Origin of the sequence: Amycolatopsis roodepoortensis, from assembly GCF_014873915.1 — a bacterium.
GTDB lineage: Bacteria > Actinomycetota > Actinomycetes > Mycobacteriales > Pseudonocardiaceae > Amycolatopsis > Amycolatopsis roodepoortensis.
In genome coordinates this window covers 375,116-392,255 of the sequence record NZ_JADBEJ010000008.1, presented here as the reverse complement: position 1 = coordinate 392,255, position 17,140 = coordinate 375,116, and the positions used below count along the sequence as shown (strand labels likewise).

The window sequence follows — 17,140 nt, the reverse complement described above, 5'->3', positions numbered from 1 at the left end:
CGTCCCAGGGGGGCGACCCCGAAGCCAGTCTATCGCCGATGGGGGCGGGGAGGCGGGCGTGAGCCGAGTTGTCCACAGGTGGGCGGCATTGTGGACAACGTCGGTGTCGTCAGCGGCCGGCGGCGTAGCCCTGCATTCCGCGCGCGTTCGCGGCGGCGCGCAGGACACCGCCGGACCGCGACACGGCCGAGAGCCGCCCGAGCGCCCAGGGTCCGGCGTCGACGACGGCGTGCCCGCGCGCGGCGAGAGCGTCCTTTGTGGACTGACCTAGCCGCGATTCGACCACCAGCTCCCGCGGCGTCCACGAACGCGGATAGAACGAACTCGGGAACGCGGTCGTATGCCACGCGGGCGAGTCGATCGATTCCTGCAGGTTCAGCCCGCCGAGCGTGTGCGCCAGCCAGAAACACAGCTGCCACTGGTCCTGCTGGTCGCCGCCGGGCGTCCCGAACGCGAGCACCGGCTCGCCGTCGCGCAGGCCCATCGACGGCGAAAGCGTGATCCGCGGCCGTTTCCGAGGCGCCAGCGAGTTCGGCAAACCCTGTTCCAGCCAGAACATCTGTCCACGCGAGTCGAGGCAGAAACCGAGTTCCGGGATCGTCGGGCTCGATTGCAGCCAGCCACCCGACGGCGTCACCGAGATCATGTTCCCGGCCGCGTCGACGACGTCGATGTGCACGGTGTCGCCGCGGGTCTCGCCCAGCGGCCCGACCGTGGGCTCCCCCGTCGCACCGGAGCCGGATTCCAGTCCTCGCAGCTTTTCGAGGATCGCGGGCAGCCGCGGCGAGGGGCCTCCTGGCCGGAGTTCGGCGGATGCTTCTTCGGTGATCAACGCGCGGCGGGCGTCCGCGTACTCACGAGAGAGCAGCAGCTCGATCGGCACGTCGGGCGAGTCCCCGTACCAAGCCTCACGATCCGCGAACGCCAGCTTCGCCGCCTCGACGGCCAAGTGCACGGTGCGTTCCGTCGGGATTCCGTCCACATAGGACAATTCGTCGCGTAGGCCGTCCAGCAACCGCGCCTGCTGCAGCAACGCCGGGCCTTGCGTCCAGGCGCCCATCTTCACCAGGCCCCAGTCGCCGAAGTCGACCTGTAGCGCGTCCTCGTACGTCGCTTCCCAGCCCGCGATGTCCTCGCCGGTCAGGAGACCGGCGTGATCGCGCCCGGAATCGTCACGGAAAGCCTTACGGCTGAAAGCATCGATCGCCTCGGCGACGAAACCTTGCGACCACGCGCGGCGTCCGGCGTCGATCTGCGCCTCTCGGCCAGTGACCGACTCGGCTTCGGCGAGCAGCCGCTCCCAGGTGTCCGCAAGGGCCGGGTTGCGGTGCAGCCCTTCGGCGGGCGTGCCGTCGGGCAACCATAGCGCCGCGGACGTCGGCCAATGCTCGACGAAGAGCTTCTGCACCGCGCGGATAGTGTCACCGACCCGGCTGACCAGCGGAATGCCGTTACGCGCGTAGGAGATCGCATAACCGAGCACGTCACGCAACGACTTCGTGCCGTGATCCCGCAGGAGCAGCAGCCAGCCGTCCCACGCGCCCGGGACGGTCGCCGGGAGCAGGCCGCTGCCGGGGATCAGGTCGAGCCCGAGATCCGCGAAGTACTCCGGCGTCGCGGCCGCGGGCGAAACCCCCTGACCTGCGAGAGCTCGCGGAGTCCGGTCCGCGGCCGTGACGAAGATGCCGGGGACCTGCCCCGCCGGCCCGCACAGATGCGGCTCGGCGACCTGCAGGACGAACCCGGCCGCCACCGCCGCGTCGAAGGCGTTGCCGCCGTTTTCGAGCACCGCCATACCGGTGGCCGAGGCCAGCCAGTGCGTCGATGCCACCATGCCGTGGGTGCCGGCCAGTTCCGGCCTGGTCGTGAACACGACGGTGATACTACGCTTTGCTAACTACTTTTTCAGTCCCAGTAGTTGAAGAGTGCTTCACCGAGGTTCCCGGGCTTCCAGTGCTTCACGTCGTAGTGGGACATGTAGGGCCACTCCTCCAGGACGAGAGGCCTCGCGAGATCGGTCCGGCTGAACACCTTCGTGCCGGGAAGGATTTGCGAGACGATCATCAGCAACTCCGGTTCGTCGACGAAGGACGGCCGGCCATACGGCACGAAGCTGGGGAAGTGCTCGTTTCCGGTCGGCTCGTGTTCCGCGGCGGCGAGAAGGTTCCACTCCTGCCGTAGCACCACGATGGTGCGATCCTCATAGGCGACGAGCGCCTGGTCGAAATTGAGCGGGTAGACCGCACGCTGGAATTCGAGCGCCCGGCCCCCGGTCGACCGGGCCGCCTCATGACAGGCCTTCCGAAATTCCATCACCCACCGAAACTATCCCCGCGCGGCCACCGGAGCGTCATAGTTTTCCAGCGTCGCCGCGTTCGCCGCCCGCGAGGTGATCCACGTGAACACCTTCGTCATCGGCCGCGAACCCAGCACCCGGTACAGGAAGTTCCGGTAGCCGACCATGAACCGGGTCTTCGGCGCGAGGAACGTGCCGATCCCGGCCGCCTGCTTCTGCGAGATCTTCACCGGACCGCGCAGCTTCTCTTCGTAGCGCGCGAAAGCGACTTCGTGGTCACCCTGCGCGGCCGCGAGTTCGCCCGCCAGGACGTACGCGCCCATCATCGCGAGCCCGGTGCCCGAACCGCCCGGACCCGCACACCAGGCCGCGTCGCCGAGCAGCACGATCCGGCCCCGTGACCACTTGTCGAGGTGGATCTGGCTGAGCGAATCGAAGTACAGCGCATCGACGTCGCCGAGTCCTTCCAGCAGCTTCGGCGCTTCCCAGCCGAAGTCGGCGTAGCGCTCGACAAGGATCTTCTTCTGTTCGTCGCCATCGCGGCGACGCACCTCCAGCGCCTCCGACGCGAAGACGAGACTGACGTTGAGGGCCGACGTGTCGCGACCGCTGGCGACCATGACCGTGCGCCCGGGGACGCTGCAGATCTGGCCGAGATGATCCAGCCCGAGGTGGTTCGGCACGGTGAAGCCCGCGGCGTGGAAGCCGAGGTCGGTGCGGAATCGCTCCTCTTCGCCGAACGTCAGCCGCCGCACGCCCGAGTGCAGCCCGTCCGCGCCGACGACCAGGTCGAATCTGCGTGACTCGCCGTGGGCGAAGCCGACATCGACGCCGCCCGCGACCTCGTCCAGCCCGGTGATCCAGTCACCGAAGACGTACTCGACGTCGTCTTTCGTGTGGTCGTAAAGGATGCGGGTCAGGTCTCCGCGCTCGATCTCGACTTCGCCGCTGAAGAAGACCGAAGGCATCTGAGCGACCTTCTTGCCTCGGACGTCGACGATGACCTGCGCGCCCATCGCGGTCTCCTTCGCGCGGATGTCTTCGAGGATTCCCATGCGCTCCAGCAGGGCCATCTGCTCGCCGCGGAAGTCGACCGCGCTGCCGCCTTCGCGCAGGGCCGGGGCGCGTTCGACGACGGTCGGCGCGAAACCGCGCTTCCGCAGCCAGAACGCGAGGGCCGGGCCCGCGATGCCGGCGCCGGAGATCAGAACGGTGGTCGTCATGGCTGCTCCCTGGGGTTCGTGGTGATGGAAGCGACCGTACGGCAGATTTGCACGCTTGGTCAATCCATTTGGTTAAACCAAGTGGATAAACCGTGTGGACTAGGATCCCGGGGCATGGGCAATCGCGAGGACCTGATGGCGGGCGCCATCCAGTGCTTGAAGGAAAAAGGCTGGTCACGCACGACGGTGCGGGACATCGCGACGGCGGCCGGGGTCAGCCACGCGGCGATCGGCTACCACTTCGGATCGCGCGAAGCCCTCCTGCTGACGGCGTTCTCGCAGGCGATGGACGACTGGGGCCGGGAGATCCAGGCCGAGATGATGAGCGCCGTCGACCCCGACGCGTCGCCCTCGGAGCAGTACGCGGCGTCCTGGCGCGCGATGATCGATTCCTACGGGCGCAACCGGCAGCTGTGGATCGCCTCGATCGAGGCGTTCGTGCAGTCCGAACATCACCCTGAGCTGCGGAAACAACTCGCCGCCGCACAGCGCGAAGGCCGCCGGGGGATGGCGGCGGGCATCCTCGGCATCGACGAGGAGACCCTCACCGAGGCGGACGAGCGGCGGATCGGCGCGGTGGCCACGGCCCTGAACTCGGGCGTGATGCTGCAGCACATGCTCGACCCGGAGAACGGCCCGACGGCCGAAGAGGTCGTGGAAGGGTTGATGAAGCTCGTCTCCCTGGTGTCGTGAAAGGGCCGTTCCTCGCGAAATTCGCAAGGAACGGCCCTTTCATCACACCCGCGGGAGGCAGGTGGGTCAGGAGACGGCGACCTTCCGCCGCAGCGCCGCCCGCGGCCGCCCGACGCCCTGCCACGACAGGCCGGCGTCCAGGATCCGTTGCGGCTCCAGGAGATTGCGCGTGTCGACGACCGAATCGCCGTCCATCTGCTCGGCCATGTACGTCCAGTCGAGCCGCTTGAACTCGTCCCATTCCGTCAGCACGACGACGGCGTCGGCCGCCTTCGCGACCTGGTACGGGTCGTCGACCACGGTCATGCCGTCGATGTGGCCGCCGACGGCGGGGTCGTAGGCGGTCAGTTCCGCGCCGAGCGCGCCCAGCACGGAAGCGACCGCGAGGGCGGGCGAGTCGCGCAGGTCGTTCGTCCCGGCCTTGAACGCCAGCCCGAGGATGCCGATCCGCGAACCGGCCAGCGTGCCGCCGACCGCGCCGGCGATCTTCGCGACGATCCGGTCCCGCTGCGCGATGTTCTCCTCGATCGCCGAGGTGAGCAGCGTGAAGTCGTACTGCACCGACTCGGCGACGCGGACCAGCGCGCTGGTGTCCTTCGGCAGGCACGAGCCGCCCCAGCCGGGGCCGGGTTTGAGGAACGAGCGGCCGATGCGCCGGTCGTAGCCCATCCCCTCGGTGACCAGGTCGATGTCCGCGCCGAGGCGTTCGCACAGTTCGGCGATCGAGTTCACATAGGACAGTTTCATCGCGAGGAAGCAGTTCGCCGCGTACTTCACCAGTTCCGCGCTGGCCGCGTCGGCGACGACGACCGGCGCGGCGAGGTCGGCGTAGAGATCGCCGACCCAGCGGGCGGCCGCGACGTCGTCCGAGCCGACGACGATCCGGTCGGGGCCGAGGAAGTCCTCCACCGCGGTGCCCTCACGCAGGAACTCGGGGTTCGAGACCACCGGCACGTCCGTGCGGCCGAGCATCGCCTGGATGCGCTTCGACGTCCCCACCGGGACGGTCGATTTGGTGACCAGCGCGCAGCCCGGCGGGATGACGTCGCCGATCTCGGTGGTCACGGCCTCGACGGCCCGCAGGTCCGCCGAGCCGCCCGCGCCCATCGGCGTTGGCACACAAAGGAAAACGGCCTCCGCGTCCCGGACGGCGTCGCGCGCGCCGACCACGAATTCGAGTCTTCCGCTGGTCAGCCCCCTCGACACCAGCTCGGACAATCCCGGCTCCAGGATGTCCACCCGTCCGGCGGAGAGCCTTGCGACCTTCGCCTGGTCGACATCGACGCAAGTGACTCGATGCCCCAGGCCGGCCAAGCAGGCTCCCGTGGTCAATCCGACGTAACCGGTCCCCACCACCACGATCCGAGCAGCGCTCATGCTGCTGAAGGTGACAGCCGGAGTTGACCTCCAAACGAACGGAATGCTTCAGGTCCGAATACTCCTCACGACATGCTGCGCACCCGAGTGAGCCATCCCACCCGGGCCCGATGCGAACGAGCGTTAACCTATGAACGGTTGTCGACGAAAGGGAGAACATGCAGATCACCGATACCGCGGCGCTGGTCACGGGTGGCGCGTCCGGGCTCGGCGGCGCGACCGCGAAGGCGCTCGCCGCGAAGGGCGCGCGGGTCTTCGCGCTGGACCTCGCCGGTGCCATCGCGAACGCCGAGCAGATCGAGAACGTCACCTACGTCGAGGCCGATGTCACCGACCCGGAGCAGGTGCGGGCCGCGGTCGCGACCGCCGCCGAATCCGGCGTGCCGCTGCGGACCGTGGTGAACTGCGCCGGGATCGGGCCGTCCGCGCGGATCCTTTCGAAGAAGGGCCCGCACGACCTCGCCCTGTACGCGAAGGTCGTCCAGATCAACCTGATCGGTTCCTTCAACGTGCTGACGCTGGCCGCCGAGGCCATCGCCAAGACCGAGCCGCTGGCCGACAACGCGCGCGGCGTCATCATCAACACCGCGTCGGTCGCCGCCTTCGACGGCCAGATCGGGCAGGTCGCGTACTCGTCGTCCAAGGGCGGCATCGTCGGGATGACCCTGCCCGCCGCGCGCGACCTCGCGTCGCACGGCATCCGCGTGCTGACCATCGCGCCGGGCATCGTCGACACCCCGATGCTGGCGACGGTGAGCGAGGAGTTCCGCGCTTCGCTGGCCGAGGGCGTGCCGTTCCCGAAGCGGCTCGCGCGGCCGGACGAGTACGCGCAGCTCGCGCTGTCGCTGATCGACCACGACTACCTGAACGGCGAGGTCATCCGGATGGACGGCTCGCTGCGCATGGCTCCTCGCTGAGCCTCCCCCGCGTGAGAGGAACGGGCCGTTCCCGGGGGAACGGCCCGTTCATCGCCTTTCAGGAGCGGGTGAGGCGGACGTCCAGTCCGATGCCCGAGGTGGAGATCTCGCACGTCCGGAACGCGGTTTCGGCGACCAGCCCGCTGAAGCCGACGGGCGTGTAGGCACGCCGCCGCAGCTGGCAGAGCGTCTGCCGGGTCGCCAGCGCGGCCAGCTTGCCGAGCTTCATGCTCGCGACCTCACGCACGATGTCGCCGTCGGTCGCGTCCCGGTTCATGTCCTGCACTACGGCCGTGCCGCCAGGACGCAGCACGCGGTGCATCTCGTCGAGCGATTTCACCGGCCACACGAAATTCTTGAACGCGGCCTGGCAGACGACGAAGTCGAACGTCTCGTCGTCGAACGGCATCGCCGCCACATCACCTTCGCGGAACGAGACCTCGACGCCTTGAGCCCGCGCGTACTCGCTCGCGATCTCGACGAACGTCGGCGCGACGTCCAATCCGGTGACGGAGAACCCGAGCCGCGCCAGCTCGACGGCGAAGTAGCCCGGGCCGAACGCGACCTCGAGGATCTTCGCGCCTTCCGGCAGGCCGGCCGTGAGTTCGCGGGCCTGCTTCCGCCAGAGATCGATCTGCGGCCGGGTGCCGCGTTGCCGGGCGTAGTTCCGCGCCAGCGCGCCGCCCATCTCCGGGATGAGCTTGAACCGCTTCCTGTCCTTGATGTTCGTCATGGTCACTCCAGGTCGGTTTCCCGGAGCCCGGTTATCCTCAAGCTGCCGTCTCGTGGCCGGGTTCCGGTTGCGGGATCGTCGCCCCGGCGGGGTGCTGCAACACCTCGCCGGGGTTCTTTCGGCTAGCCGGTGGTCCCCCTTTCGGCCAACAGGGCCCGCCATTCGGCGAGGCCGGGCATCGAGCCGGAAGTCAGTTCTCCGAGGATCGAGCGGACCCATTCGGCCTCCGCCACTCGGATCGCCAGGTGGTATTCGAGTTCGAGCAGCACCAGCCGCGGGATCTCCTCCAGGAGCCGCGCCAGTTCGGCCCGGGTCGAGGCGATGTCCTCGTCCAGCGCCACCAGCCGCGTGCGGAACAGGGCGGTCACCTCGTCCGGCCCGAGCCAGCCCAGCACGGACAGCCCGGCGACGAACTTCGGCTCCTCTGGCGCCAGTTCGGCCAGCAGCTCACGCAGCCAGTCGAGCATTTCGTCACGGCCGGCGTCGGTGATCCGGTACACCGTGCGCTCGGGGCGGGCACCGTCGCGACCGCTCTCGACGGCCTCGATGAAACCGTGTTTCCGCAGGTTGGCGACGACCGTGTAGAACGAGCCCCATTTGATCCCCATGTCGCGGTCCTTGCCGCGGCTCTTCAGGATCGAGGCCATTTCGTACGGATGCATCGGCCGCTCGTTCAGCGTGGACAGGATCGCCAGCGCCAGCAGATTCCCGACCTTCCGCCGTTTCACGACGCCTCCTCGTTGACGAGTACTCGTCTACGAGTATCCGGACGGACGCTGATGATCGCAAGGTTCCCCGCAGCAGGGTGATCAGAGGTCGTTCATGTACGGCACGGACGTCTGCGCGTGGTCGGTCATCCAGTTCCGCAGCGCGTACGTCGCGAGAACGTCGTCCTCGTTGTACCGCAGCAGGCGCTCCCGCTGGGCGGCGTCCGGGATTCCGCCGTCCATGCCGACGGCGTCGCGGTACCACCTCATCGACGCCTCACCGCCCGCTTCCGGGTCGCGCCAGGCGAATCCGGCGACCGGCGCGATCACCTTGAGCCCCTTGCCCTGCGAGCAGAGGAACTGGTCGGTGACACTGCGGAAGAGATCGATCCACTCCTCGGAGTCCACAAAGGACGCGATCTCGGCCTTCTTCGGGACGCCGGGATACTCGCTGAACCGGTCGGCGGAGCCGAAGAGCCAGCGGTTCTCGGCGAGCGCGTTGTAACAGTAGGCGCGGAAGGTCAGGCCCGCGGCGAGCGTGCGCTCGCGGACTTCGGTGAACCAGGCCCAGAACTCGGCGAACGACCGGGCCTCGTCCGCGGTCGGCAGCGGCTCCCAGGTCGCGAACGCGCGGTAGCCCTGCTCCATCCCGATGTCCGCGCCCGTCAGCAGCGAACCCCACAGGTACGCGCCGGAATCGCCGAAGCTCTCCATGTCGACGTCGATCTCGACGTCGCCGCGCGGGACCTCGACGCGGTCGACTTTGCGCACCATCGTGAGATCGGCGAGCCAGGCGCGCGCGAGGATGATCGCGTCGGCGAACGTGCCGCCGGTCCAGTTCATCGGCGGCGGTTCATCGGCCGGATCGAGCGCGGCCAGCTTGTCCACAGTGGACACTCCAGCCCGGCGCAGCTCCATCGCGTCCTCGCCGCGGACGACCAGGCTGACGTCGCGGGTTTCGGTGAGCACGACCTCGCACGTCGGCCACCACGGGCAACGACGGCATTCGAGGACGCGGGACGGCTCGGCGAGCGGCTCCTCGCCTTCGGCGGCGGCGGTCGCGATGGCGAGCCTGTCGGCGAAGCGGCTCTGGTACTCCGTCAGCGCGCTCCGGCCACCCGGCCAGGTGGCCGCGGACAGGTCGTGCCAGACGACGACGTCCGCGTCGAGCCCGATGACGCCGCCGACGGCACGGTGACCTTCGTGCTTCCCGAGCGCTTCGAGCATCCGGTAGAGGTGCGCGAGCCGCATCTGGTCCCGCGGCTGCGAGCGGACCTTCCGCGCCGGGTCGGGCATGCGGTTCGCCGGGTCGAGATCGGTCATCACCGTGGTCGGCGCGCCCGCACCGCGGTCGGTGATGCGGTGCCGCACGACCAGCACCGGCACGTATCCGTCGCCGGTGTGGACCAGGAGTTCGGAGCCGCCACGCCGGTGACCGGCGCGATCCACCGGGAGCAGCGCACCCCAGATGTAGCGCGCTTCGGCGGCGAAGGCCTCTTCGGTGAGCTGCACGCGCTCGGCGGCAGGGAGGTCTCGCGGGATCTTGACCCAGGTCGCGTCGGGCCCTGTCGCCTCCATGAGGCGTTGCGCGATCGCCTCGCGATGCGCTGAAGCGTCGGCGATCCGCTGCTGCGCGGCGGGGTCGGGCGGGGCGAGCGGCACCTCGCTCATCGCCGGATCGTGTTCCAGGTGCACGCGACGCCGGCAGCGGCTCACCGCTCCCGCGTCCAGTAGCACCTCGTTACTCACAGACAACACTCTAGAAGGCGTCCGGCAAGCCGACATGCCCGCCACATCGGGGACCAGTAAGTTCGTCAGTGACACAGCGTGGGAGGTGCCATGGCGCGCAAGGCCAAAGCCGTCGAGGGCGAAGGCAGGTTTACCCCGAAGAAGGCGAAGAACGCCGTCGCGGTGGCCAAAGTGCTCGGACCGGCCGTACTGCCGGTGATCGCGCCGTACGCCGTTCGAGCGGCGGGTGCCGCGCGGGAGGTCTACGACCGTTATCAGGCGCGGAAGCTCGGCGTCGCCGTCGACCAGCTCGGCGAGTACAGCGGACGCGGTGCCGCGCTGCACGCGCGGATCGCGGGGCTGACGCAGGGGCTCGCGGAACTGAAGAGGTCCGCGAAGGCGACCGACGCCGACGCGGCCTTCGCGAAGGACACGCAGGGGACGCTGGAGCAGCTCTCGGCGACCGTCCGCGCTTCGGAGCGGATGCCGGCCGCGCGGCGGAAGGCGGCGCACCGGGCCGTCGCCGGGGAGCTGGACCAGCTGGAGGGGAAGCTGCTGCACCGGCTGGGAATCTGACCTGCTCGTGAGTGGCTAGGACGGTTCTAACCGTCCTAGCCACTCACGAGGCCTTACTTGATGAAACCCTTCTTCTTCATCCACTCGTAGGCGACTTCGCCCTGGTCACGACCGTCGACGTCGACCTGCTTGCACAGCTCGATCATCTGCTTGTTGTCGAGGGCGGCGGCGACGGTTTCGAGTGGTCCCCGCAGTTCCGGGTGCTGGTTCAGAAATTCCGTCCGCAACGTCGGCACGGCGTTGTACTGCGGGAACGCCTTCTTGTCGTCTTCGAGGACGCGGAGGTTGAGCCCGGCGATCCGGCCGTCGGTCGTGAAGATCTCGCCGATCGGGCAGGTCCCGCTCGCCACGGCCGAGTAGATCGTGCCGATGCCGAAGTTCTTGATCACCGGGTTCTGGAACCCGTACGCGCGCACGGCGGCGGGGAAACCGTCCTGGCGGCTGGTGAATTCGGTCTCCAGGCAGAACACGTTCTGGTCCGGCTTCCGCTTCAGGAACTCAGCGAGGTCCGACGTCGTCTTCAGGTTGTTCGCCGCGCCGTAGGCCTCGGTGACCGCGAAGGCGTACTGGTCGTTGAGCGGCGAGTAGTTCAGCCACGTGACGCCGAACTTCGCCTCGTCCGCCGCCTTCGTGGCTTCGTACTGGGCCTGTTCCCCGCCGGGGACGGGGAGTTCGTTGCCCTGGTAGTTGATCCAGCCGGTGCCGGTGTACTCCCACGTGACGTCGGTCTGGCCGGCGAGCAGCGCCTGCCGCGACGAGTTCGAGCCCTTGATGTCGGTCAGGTCGACGACGTCCGCGCCCGCCGCGGAAAGCGCCATCTCGGCCATGTAGCCCAGGATGATGTTCTCGGTGAAGTCCTTCGACCCCACCGTCACCTTGACGCCCTTGAGCGATTCGATGGGCTGGATCGAACCGGGTTCGATCTTGTACGGCAGCGCGGTGTTGACCTCCAGCCCGCACGCGGAAAGCGTGCCGCACAACACGACCGCGCCGAACAGTGCTTTCAGACGTCGCATGTCAGCGCAGTCCCTTCGGTCCGAAGAACTGTTCCGCCACCGCGCCGAGCCAGTCCACCAGCAGCGCCAGTGCGACGGCGAGCACCGAGCCGGTGATCAGCACCTTCGTCAGGTTGAGCTTGTAGCCGGTGTCGATGAGCAGGCCGAAACCGCCGGCGTTCACGAACATGCCGAAGGTCGCCGTACCGACGGCCAGCACCAGCGACGTCCGCAGCCCGGCCAGGATCAGCGGGATGGCCAGCGGGAACTCGACCCGCCACAGCACGCCCGACGCCGACATGCCGATCCCGCGGCCGGCGTCGATCAGCGAGGGCTCGACCTGCTGCAGGCCGACCATCGTGTTCCGCAGCACCGGAAGCAGCGAGTAGAACGCCAGCGGCAGCGCCGCGACCCACAGCCCGCCGGTGGCGCCGGTGACGATGAACCACAGCACCAGCACCCCGAGCGCGGGCGCGGCCTGGCCGATGTTCGCGACCGCCAGGAAGACCGGCGCCGCCCATTTCGCCCACGGCCGCGTGACGAGCACGCCGAGCGGTACCGCCACGGCGACCACGATCGCGGTGACCACGATGGTCATCGCCAGATGGTCGCGCAGCGCGGCCAGCAGCCCGGCGGCGTTGAGGGTTTCCTTCTCCGTCGCGGTGAGATCACTGGAGAACACCCAGATCAGCACCCCGGCGACGATCAGCAGCACCGCGGCGGGCTGGGCGAACAGCCGGACCCGTTCGGCGCCTCTCGACGAGGACTCGGTGGAGAAACCGGTATCGACGGCGGCCGTCATGCGGTCACACCTTCCGCCGGGCTGTCGTCGGAGTGCTCCTCGCGCAGCTGCTGGATCGTCGAGATGACGGTGTCGAGCTCGATCGTCCCGGCGTACTCGCCGCGCGCGCCGGTCACCGGGACACTGCCGCCCTCGGCGAGCATGGCTTCGAGCGCGTCCTGCAGGGTCGACTGGAGACTGACCGAGTCGCGCAGCGGTTTGCCCGCGGTGGCCAGCGACGACGCCGCGGTCAGCTCGCGGACGTGCACCCACCGCATCGGACGGCGGCGCTGGTCGAGCACCAGCACGAAATGCTTGCGCTGCTGGGTCAGCTTCTCGCGCACCGAGGACGGCGATTCGCTCACCGTCGCCGTCAGCGCGTCCTGCTTCAGCTCGACGTCGCGGACCCGCAGGAGTGTCAGCTGCTTCAGCGAGGCGCCGGCGCCGACGAAACCGGCGACGGTGTCGTCGGCCGGGTTCGCGAGGATCGCGTCCGGGGTGTCGTACTGGAGGATCTTCGACTGGTTGCCGAGCACCGCGATCTTGTCGCCGAGCTTCACGGCTTCGTCGAAGTCGTGGGTGACGAAGACGATCGTCTTCTTGAGTTCGGTCTGCAGCCGCAGCAGCTCGTCCTGCAGGTTGCCGCGGGTGATCGGGTCGACCGCGCCGAACGGCTCGTCCATCAGCAGGACCGGCGGGTCCGCCGCGAGGGCCCGTGCGACGCCGACGCGCTGCTGCTGGCCACCGGACAGCTGACGCGGGAACCGGTCGCGGAAATCGGCCGGGTCCAGCCCGACCAGGTCCATCATCTCCTCGACCCGGTCGTTGACCTTCTTCTTGTCCCAGCCGAGCAGCCCCGGCACCACGGCGATGTTCTGCGCGACGGTGAAATGCGGGAACAACCCGGCCTGCTGGATCGCGTAGCCGATGCGACGGCGCAGGGTGTCGACGTCGAGCTTGAGCGCGTCGTCGCCGCCGATGGTGATGCGACCCGACGTCGGCTCGATCAGCCGGTTGATCATGCGCATGGTCGTGGTCTTGCCGCAGCCGGACGGGCCGACGAAGACCACGATCTTGCCCGCGGGCACCACCATCGAGAAGTCGTCGACCGCGGGCTCACGGGTGCCGGGGTAGCGCTTCGTGACGTTCTCCAGCTCGATCTCGACGCCGGATACGGTTTCAGGAGACTCAGGCACGGACACCCCTAGAGACGGTCAAACGGTTGATCAGGACGTAAACGGCGTCGAGGACCAGTGCGAGGACGACCACGCCGAGCGTCCCGGTCAATGCCTGGTTGAGGGAGTTCGTGCTCCCCGCGTTGGTGAGGCCGGAGAAGACCTCCGAGCCGAGGCCCGGGCCCTTCGCGTAGGCCGCGATGACCGCGATGCCCATGAGCATCTGCGTCGCGACCCGCATCCCGGCGAGGATCGCGGGCCAGGCGAGCCGCAGCTCCACCCTGGTCAGCACGCCGAACCGGCTCATGCCGATCCCGCGCGCCGCGTCGCTGACCGCCGGATCCACTCCGCTCAGCCCGACGATCGTGTTCCGCACGATCGGCAGCAGCGCGTAGAGCACGAGCGCGATGACGGTGGTGTTCGCGCCGAGGCCGAACACCGGGATGAGCAGGCCCAGGAGGGCGAAGGAGGGGACGGTGAGGATCGTGCTCGCCAGTGCCGTGGCCACGGCCGACCCGATCGGGCTGCGGTAGACGGCGACGCCGATCACCACGCCGAGGACGGCGGCCAGGATCGTGCACTGCACGACCGCGCTGACATGGAGGAGCCCTTGGAGGGCGAGTCTGTCCCACCGATCCGAGATGTACTCGAAGAGATTCATCGCGTGCTGGTTCTCCCGCCGCCTCTGGGTGAGACTCCTCACCCATTCGGAGTAGCTGTATCGGGAGCCTGACTACCCAAAAGCCGCGCGGTCAAACCCCTGTTTACCGCCTTTTATCCCGCCAACCTGCCCGATCCGGCCTGATCGGGCAAACGCACACGCCGTCTTTCCCCCTGCTCACCAGCCGGGAGGACATCGACCACCCGGACGTGCGTCGAATACCCTTCACCCGTGAGTAAAGGCAGCCATCACCGAAGCGCGTTACGCGCTGTGCGTGGTGGCTTGCTCGGAGTGAGCTCCGCGGCGCTGGCCGTGACCGCTCACATGATCGGGGACGGCGATCTCCCCGATACGGCGATGACGTTGTTGCTCACCGTGCTGATCGGCTGGAACGCCGCCGCGCTCGCCGCGAAGGCCCGCGGTCCGCTGGCCACCATCGTCGACCTCGGCGCCGGCCAGGTCGTGATGCACCTCGTGCTCAGTTCGCTGAGCACGCACGAACTCGTGCACGACGAACCGGCCCCCGTTTCGGGCGGCCTCGCGATGACCGTCGCGCACGTCGTCGCCACGCTGATCACCGCGTTGCTGCTGGCCAAGGCCGACGGACTGCTGCTCGGCGTCCTCGCCTGCCTGCGCGCGCTGGTCCCCTTCATCCTCAACGCGCTTCCGGTGCCCGTCGCGGTGGCGGCCCCGGTGCTCGCCCGTCCGGCCGGGCCCGGTCACCTCGTCGGCGTGGACCTCCGCCGGGTCCACGGCAGGCGCGGCCCGCCGCTGTTCTCCTGAACCCCAGCTCATCCCCCAACCGGCGAGGTCCCCGAACCCGCCGTCTCATTCACGTTCAGGAGTTCTTCGTGTCCAAGCACGTCTTCAAGCGCGCCGGTTTCCTGGCCGCCACCGTCGGGATCACCGGCCTGCTCTCGGCCGGGATCGCCTCGGCCCACGTCACCGCCAACGTCTACGGCCCCCAGCCGTCGAAGGGCGGCTACGGCTCGATCTTCTTCCGCGTCCCCAACGAAGAGAAGGACGCCGGCACCACCAAGGTCGAGATCACTCTCAAGCCCGAGTACGCGCTCAGCTCCGTGCGCGCCAAGCCGCTTCCCGGCTGGAAGGCCGAGGTCGTCAAGTCCAAGCTGCCCGCACCGGTGACCACCGAATCCGGGACGCAGATCACCGAGGCCGTCACCAAGGTCTCCTGGACCGCCGAGCCCGGCAACAAGATCGCCGCCGGGTCCACCGAGTTCCAGGAGTTCCAGATCAGCGCGGGCAAGTTCCCGACCAACGTCGACACGATCGAGTTCCCCGCCACCCAGACCTACGAGAACGGCAAGGTCGTCGAGTGGAACCAGCCGACCCCGGCCTCCGGTGAGGAACCCGAGCACCCCGCGCCGACGGTGAAGCTCGCCGAGAAGAGCGCCGACGGGCACGGCGGCGGCCACGGCACCGACACGAAGGCGGCTTCCGAGGAGGCCCACGCGTCCTCGTCGTCCGACAACACCGCCCGCTGGCTCGGCGGCGCGGGACTGGTCGTCGGTGCGCTCGGCCTCGGCGTCGGCGCCGGTGCCACCCTGCGCGCCCGCCGAGCCACCGCCAGCAACACCGAGGGAACCAAGTAAATGCGTAAAGCGATCGTCGCGCTGGCGATCACCGGGGTGGCGTGGCTCGCCACCGCCACCCCGGCGCTGGCGCACAACGTCCTGATCTCCTCGGACCCGGCGAAGGGCGCTTCGATCGCCGCCGGGCCCGCGAAGATCACGCTCACGTTCGACCAGTACGTCCAGAACGCGAACGTCAACCAGATCGCGGTCATCGGACCGAGCGGCGGCCAGTGGGCCGAAGGCCAGGTCGAGGTCCGCGACAGCGTCGTCACCGTGCCGCTGCGGCCGCTCGGCCCGGCGGGCGAGTACAAGATCGGCTACCGGATCCTGTCCGCGGACGGGCACGCCGTCACCGGTGAGGTGCCCTTCACGCTCACCGCCGCGGGCACCGGAACCCCGGCGAGCGCCGACGCCGCGCGCAGCAATGCCGGCCAGGCCGAGACCACCCCGGCGACCGGCGGCGAAGGCTCGTCCGGCGTGCCGATCTGGGTGTGGATCGCGGGCGCCGTCGTGCTGCTCGCCGTCGGACTGACCGTGGCGCTGCGCACCGGCGCGGGTGACAAGGAGAAGAGCGGCTCATGACCCAGGCCGAGACCACCTCGCGAGCCCGCGTCGCCGTCCTGTTCTGCGTGGTGACGGCGGGCATCGTCGGCGCCCTGATCGGTGTCGCGCTGACGGCCACCGCCCCGGTCCCCGGGGTCGCGCAGGTCAGCGAGGTGGTCTCGGTCTCGATCCCGATCGTGCGGGTGCTGCTGGACATCTCGGCGGTCGCCACGATCGGGCTGGCGCTGCTTTCGGTGCTGGTCGGCTACGACCGGCCGAAGCTCTCCGAGCCGATCATGCGGATCGCGCGGCCGGCGGGCGTCGCGGCCGCGCTGGTCTGGGCGACCACCGCGCTCGTCGCGCTGATCCTGCAGACCGCCGAATACCGCCCGGGTTCCAGCACGCTGTCGATGTCGGACGTCGGCAGCTACATCGCCGACGTCGGCGCCGGGAAGGCGCTCCTGATCGTCGCGGTGCTGGCCCTGCTGCACGCGGGGCTCGGCGTCCTCGCGCTGAAACACGGCGAGAAGGTGCCCGCCGAGGTCCGCGTCGGGCTGGGCCTGTTCGCGCTGCTGCCGCTGCCGGTCACCGGGCACGCGTCGAACTGGAACTACCACGACTACACGATGATCTCGATGGAACTGCACGTGATGAGCGCCGTCGCCTGGACCGGCGGGCTCGGCGCGATGGCGGTGCTGCTCGTCGGGAACCGGACGCTGCTGGCGCACGCGCTGCCGCGGTTCTCCAAGCTGGCGACGCTGTGCCTGATCCTCGGCGCGGCGACCGGGCTGTTCAACGGGCTCATCGAGATCTCGCTCAACCCGTCGCTCGGTTTCTGGGAAGGCGTCTTCACCACGCCGTATGGGCAGCTGGTGCTGCTGAAGCTGTTGTGCACCGGCGTTATCGCGGGTCTCGGCGCGTACACGCGCTGGAAGCTGATGCCGCGGATCATCCGGCACAACCGCACGGCGCTGGCGGCGTGGGCGACGCTGGAACTGACCGTGATGGGGCTCGCGTTCGGCTTCGCCGTCGTCCTCACGCGAGCCCCGGTCGTGCCGACGACCTAGGCGTAGTCACCTGAGAGGTGGCGTGTCGCGAAAGCCACTTTCGGGACGTCTGGTGTCCCGAAAGTGGCTTTCG

At 68.9% G+C, this 17,140-nt stretch carries 18 protein-coding genes; 7 read left to right on the top strand and 11 right to left on the bottom strand.

All coding sequences use genetic code 11. The features are described 5' to 3' along the window. Positions 1 to 109 precede the first annotated feature (109 nt). From H4W30_RS39465 to H4W30_RS39455, 3 genes are read right to left on the bottom strand one after another with little or no spacing between them, the layout of a single operon-like run. Positions 110 to 1,873, bottom strand: coding sequence for a gamma-glutamyltransferase family protein (locus H4W30_RS39465; RefSeq protein ID WP_192747390.1), 1,764 nt, complete (start codon positions 1,871 to 1,873; stop codon positions 110 to 112). Between the two features lie 32 nt (positions 1,874 to 1,905). Further along, the gene (locus H4W30_RS39460; protein ID WP_192747389.1) at positions 1,906 to 2,316 is read right to left on the bottom strand and encodes a hypothetical protein; all 411 of its coding nucleotides are present in this window, start codon (positions 2,314 to 2,316) and stop codon (positions 1,906 to 1,908) included. A gap of 9 nt (positions 2,317 to 2,325) precedes the next feature. Beyond that, complete coding sequence (locus H4W30_RS39455) at positions 2,326 to 3,519, bottom strand: FAD-dependent monooxygenase (RefSeq protein ID WP_192747388.1); 1,194 nt, start codon at positions 3,517 to 3,519, stop codon at positions 2,326 to 2,328. 114 nt (positions 3,520 to 3,633) lie between these two features. On the opposite strand from H4W30_RS39455, the gene H4W30_RS39450 reads away from it, so the two are divergent. After that, the gene (locus tag H4W30_RS39450; RefSeq protein ID WP_126732548.1) at positions 3,634 to 4,212 is read left to right on the top strand and encodes a TetR/AcrR family transcriptional regulator; all 579 of its coding nucleotides are present in this window, start codon (positions 3,634 to 3,636) and stop codon (positions 4,210 to 4,212) included. A gap of 66 nt (positions 4,213 to 4,278) precedes the next feature. On the opposite strand, the gene H4W30_RS39445 is transcribed toward H4W30_RS39450, so the two are convergent. Then, complete coding sequence (locus H4W30_RS39445) at positions 4,279 to 5,589, bottom strand: UDP-glucose dehydrogenase family protein (protein WP_192747387.1); 1,311 nt, start codon at positions 5,587 to 5,589, stop codon at positions 4,279 to 4,281. Between the two features lie 158 nt (positions 5,590 to 5,747). On the opposite strand from H4W30_RS39445, the gene H4W30_RS39440 reads away from it, so the two are divergent. Continuing rightward, on the top strand, positions 5,748 to 6,506 hold the full coding sequence (locus H4W30_RS39440) for an SDR family NAD(P)-dependent oxidoreductase (protein WP_126732550.1): 759 nt from the start codon (positions 5,748 to 5,750) through the stop codon (positions 6,504 to 6,506). A 58-nt stretch (positions 6,507 to 6,564) separates the two neighbouring features. Here H4W30_RS39440 and H4W30_RS39435 read toward each other — a convergent pair whose 3' ends face one another. From H4W30_RS39435 to H4W30_RS39425, 3 genes are all read right to left on the bottom strand, one after another. Then, on the bottom strand, positions 6,565 to 7,239 hold the full coding sequence (locus H4W30_RS39435) for a class I SAM-dependent methyltransferase (RefSeq protein ID WP_192747386.1): 675 nt from the start codon (positions 7,237 to 7,239) through the stop codon (positions 6,565 to 6,567). A 122-nt stretch (positions 7,240 to 7,361) separates the two neighbouring features. After that, positions 7,362 to 7,967: a PadR family transcriptional regulator gene (locus H4W30_RS39430; protein ID WP_192747385.1), complete on the bottom strand. Its 606-nt coding sequence runs from the start codon at positions 7,965 to 7,967 to the stop codon at positions 7,362 to 7,364. 81 nt (positions 7,968 to 8,048) lie between these two features. Further along, complete coding sequence (locus H4W30_RS39425; protein ID WP_318780758.1) at positions 8,049 to 9,695, bottom strand: TM0106 family RecB-like putative nuclease; 1,647 nt, start codon at positions 9,693 to 9,695, stop codon at positions 8,049 to 8,051. 90 nt (positions 9,696 to 9,785) lie between these two features. Here H4W30_RS39425 and H4W30_RS39420 point away from each other — a divergent pair, with 90 nt between their 5' ends. Next, positions 9,786 to 10,250: a DUF6474 family protein gene (locus H4W30_RS39420; protein ID WP_192747384.1), complete on the top strand. Its 465-nt coding sequence runs from the start codon at positions 9,786 to 9,788 to the stop codon at positions 10,248 to 10,250. A 53-nt stretch (positions 10,251 to 10,303) separates the two neighbouring features. Here H4W30_RS39420 and H4W30_RS39415 read toward each other — a convergent pair whose 3' ends face one another. Genes H4W30_RS39415 through H4W30_RS39400 form a run of 4 tightly spaced genes read right to left on the bottom strand, consistent with a single transcriptional unit; the run spans position 10,304 to position 13,862 of the window. Beyond that, on the bottom strand, positions 10,304 to 11,266 hold the full coding sequence (locus H4W30_RS39415) for a glycine betaine ABC transporter substrate-binding protein (protein ID WP_192747383.1): 963 nt from the start codon (positions 11,264 to 11,266) through the stop codon (positions 10,304 to 10,306). A 1-nt stretch (position 11,267) separates the two neighbouring features. After that, positions 11,268 to 12,047 (bottom strand): ABC transporter permease, encoded by a 780-nt coding sequence (locus H4W30_RS39410; RefSeq protein WP_192747382.1) that lies wholly within the window; start codon positions 12,045 to 12,047, stop codon positions 11,268 to 11,270. Beyond that, on the bottom strand, positions 12,044 to 13,228 hold the full coding sequence (locus H4W30_RS39405; RefSeq protein ID WP_192747381.1) for an ABC transporter ATP-binding protein: 1,185 nt from the start codon (positions 13,226 to 13,228) through the stop codon (positions 12,044 to 12,046). Before H4W30_RS39405 ends, H4W30_RS39410 begins: the two co-directional genes overlap by 4 nt. After that, on the bottom strand, positions 13,215 to 13,862 hold the full coding sequence (locus H4W30_RS39400) for an ABC transporter permease (protein ID WP_192747987.1): 648 nt from the start codon (positions 13,860 to 13,862) through the stop codon (positions 13,215 to 13,217). The genes H4W30_RS39405 and H4W30_RS39400 overlap by 14 nt, the downstream gene beginning before the upstream one ends. Before the next feature lie 291 nt (positions 13,863 to 14,153). Between H4W30_RS39400 and H4W30_RS39395 the strand changes: the two genes are divergently transcribed. The 4 genes from H4W30_RS39395 to H4W30_RS39380 all read left to right on the top strand — a co-directional run bounded on the left by H4W30_RS39395 (position 14,154) and on the right by H4W30_RS39380 (position 17,067). Then, entirely contained in the window at positions 14,154 to 14,645 is a 492-nt protein-coding gene (locus tag H4W30_RS39395) for a hypothetical protein (RefSeq protein ID WP_192747380.1), read from the top strand. 68 nt (positions 14,646 to 14,713) lie between these two features. Beyond that, positions 14,714 to 15,475 (top strand): YcnI family copper-binding membrane protein, encoded by a 762-nt coding sequence (locus H4W30_RS39390; protein ID WP_192747379.1) that lies wholly within the window; start codon positions 14,714 to 14,716, stop codon positions 15,473 to 15,475. After that, complete coding sequence (locus H4W30_RS39385; protein WP_192747378.1) at positions 15,476 to 16,039, top strand: copper resistance CopC family protein; 564 nt, start codon at positions 15,476 to 15,478, stop codon at positions 16,037 to 16,039. After that, positions 16,036 to 17,067, top strand: a complete 1,032-nt coding sequence (locus H4W30_RS39380; RefSeq protein ID WP_192747377.1) for a copper resistance D family protein — start codon at positions 16,036 to 16,038, stop codon at positions 17,065 to 17,067. Before H4W30_RS39385 ends, H4W30_RS39380 begins: the two co-directional genes overlap by 4 nt. Positions 17,068 to 17,140 lie beyond the last annotated feature (73 nt).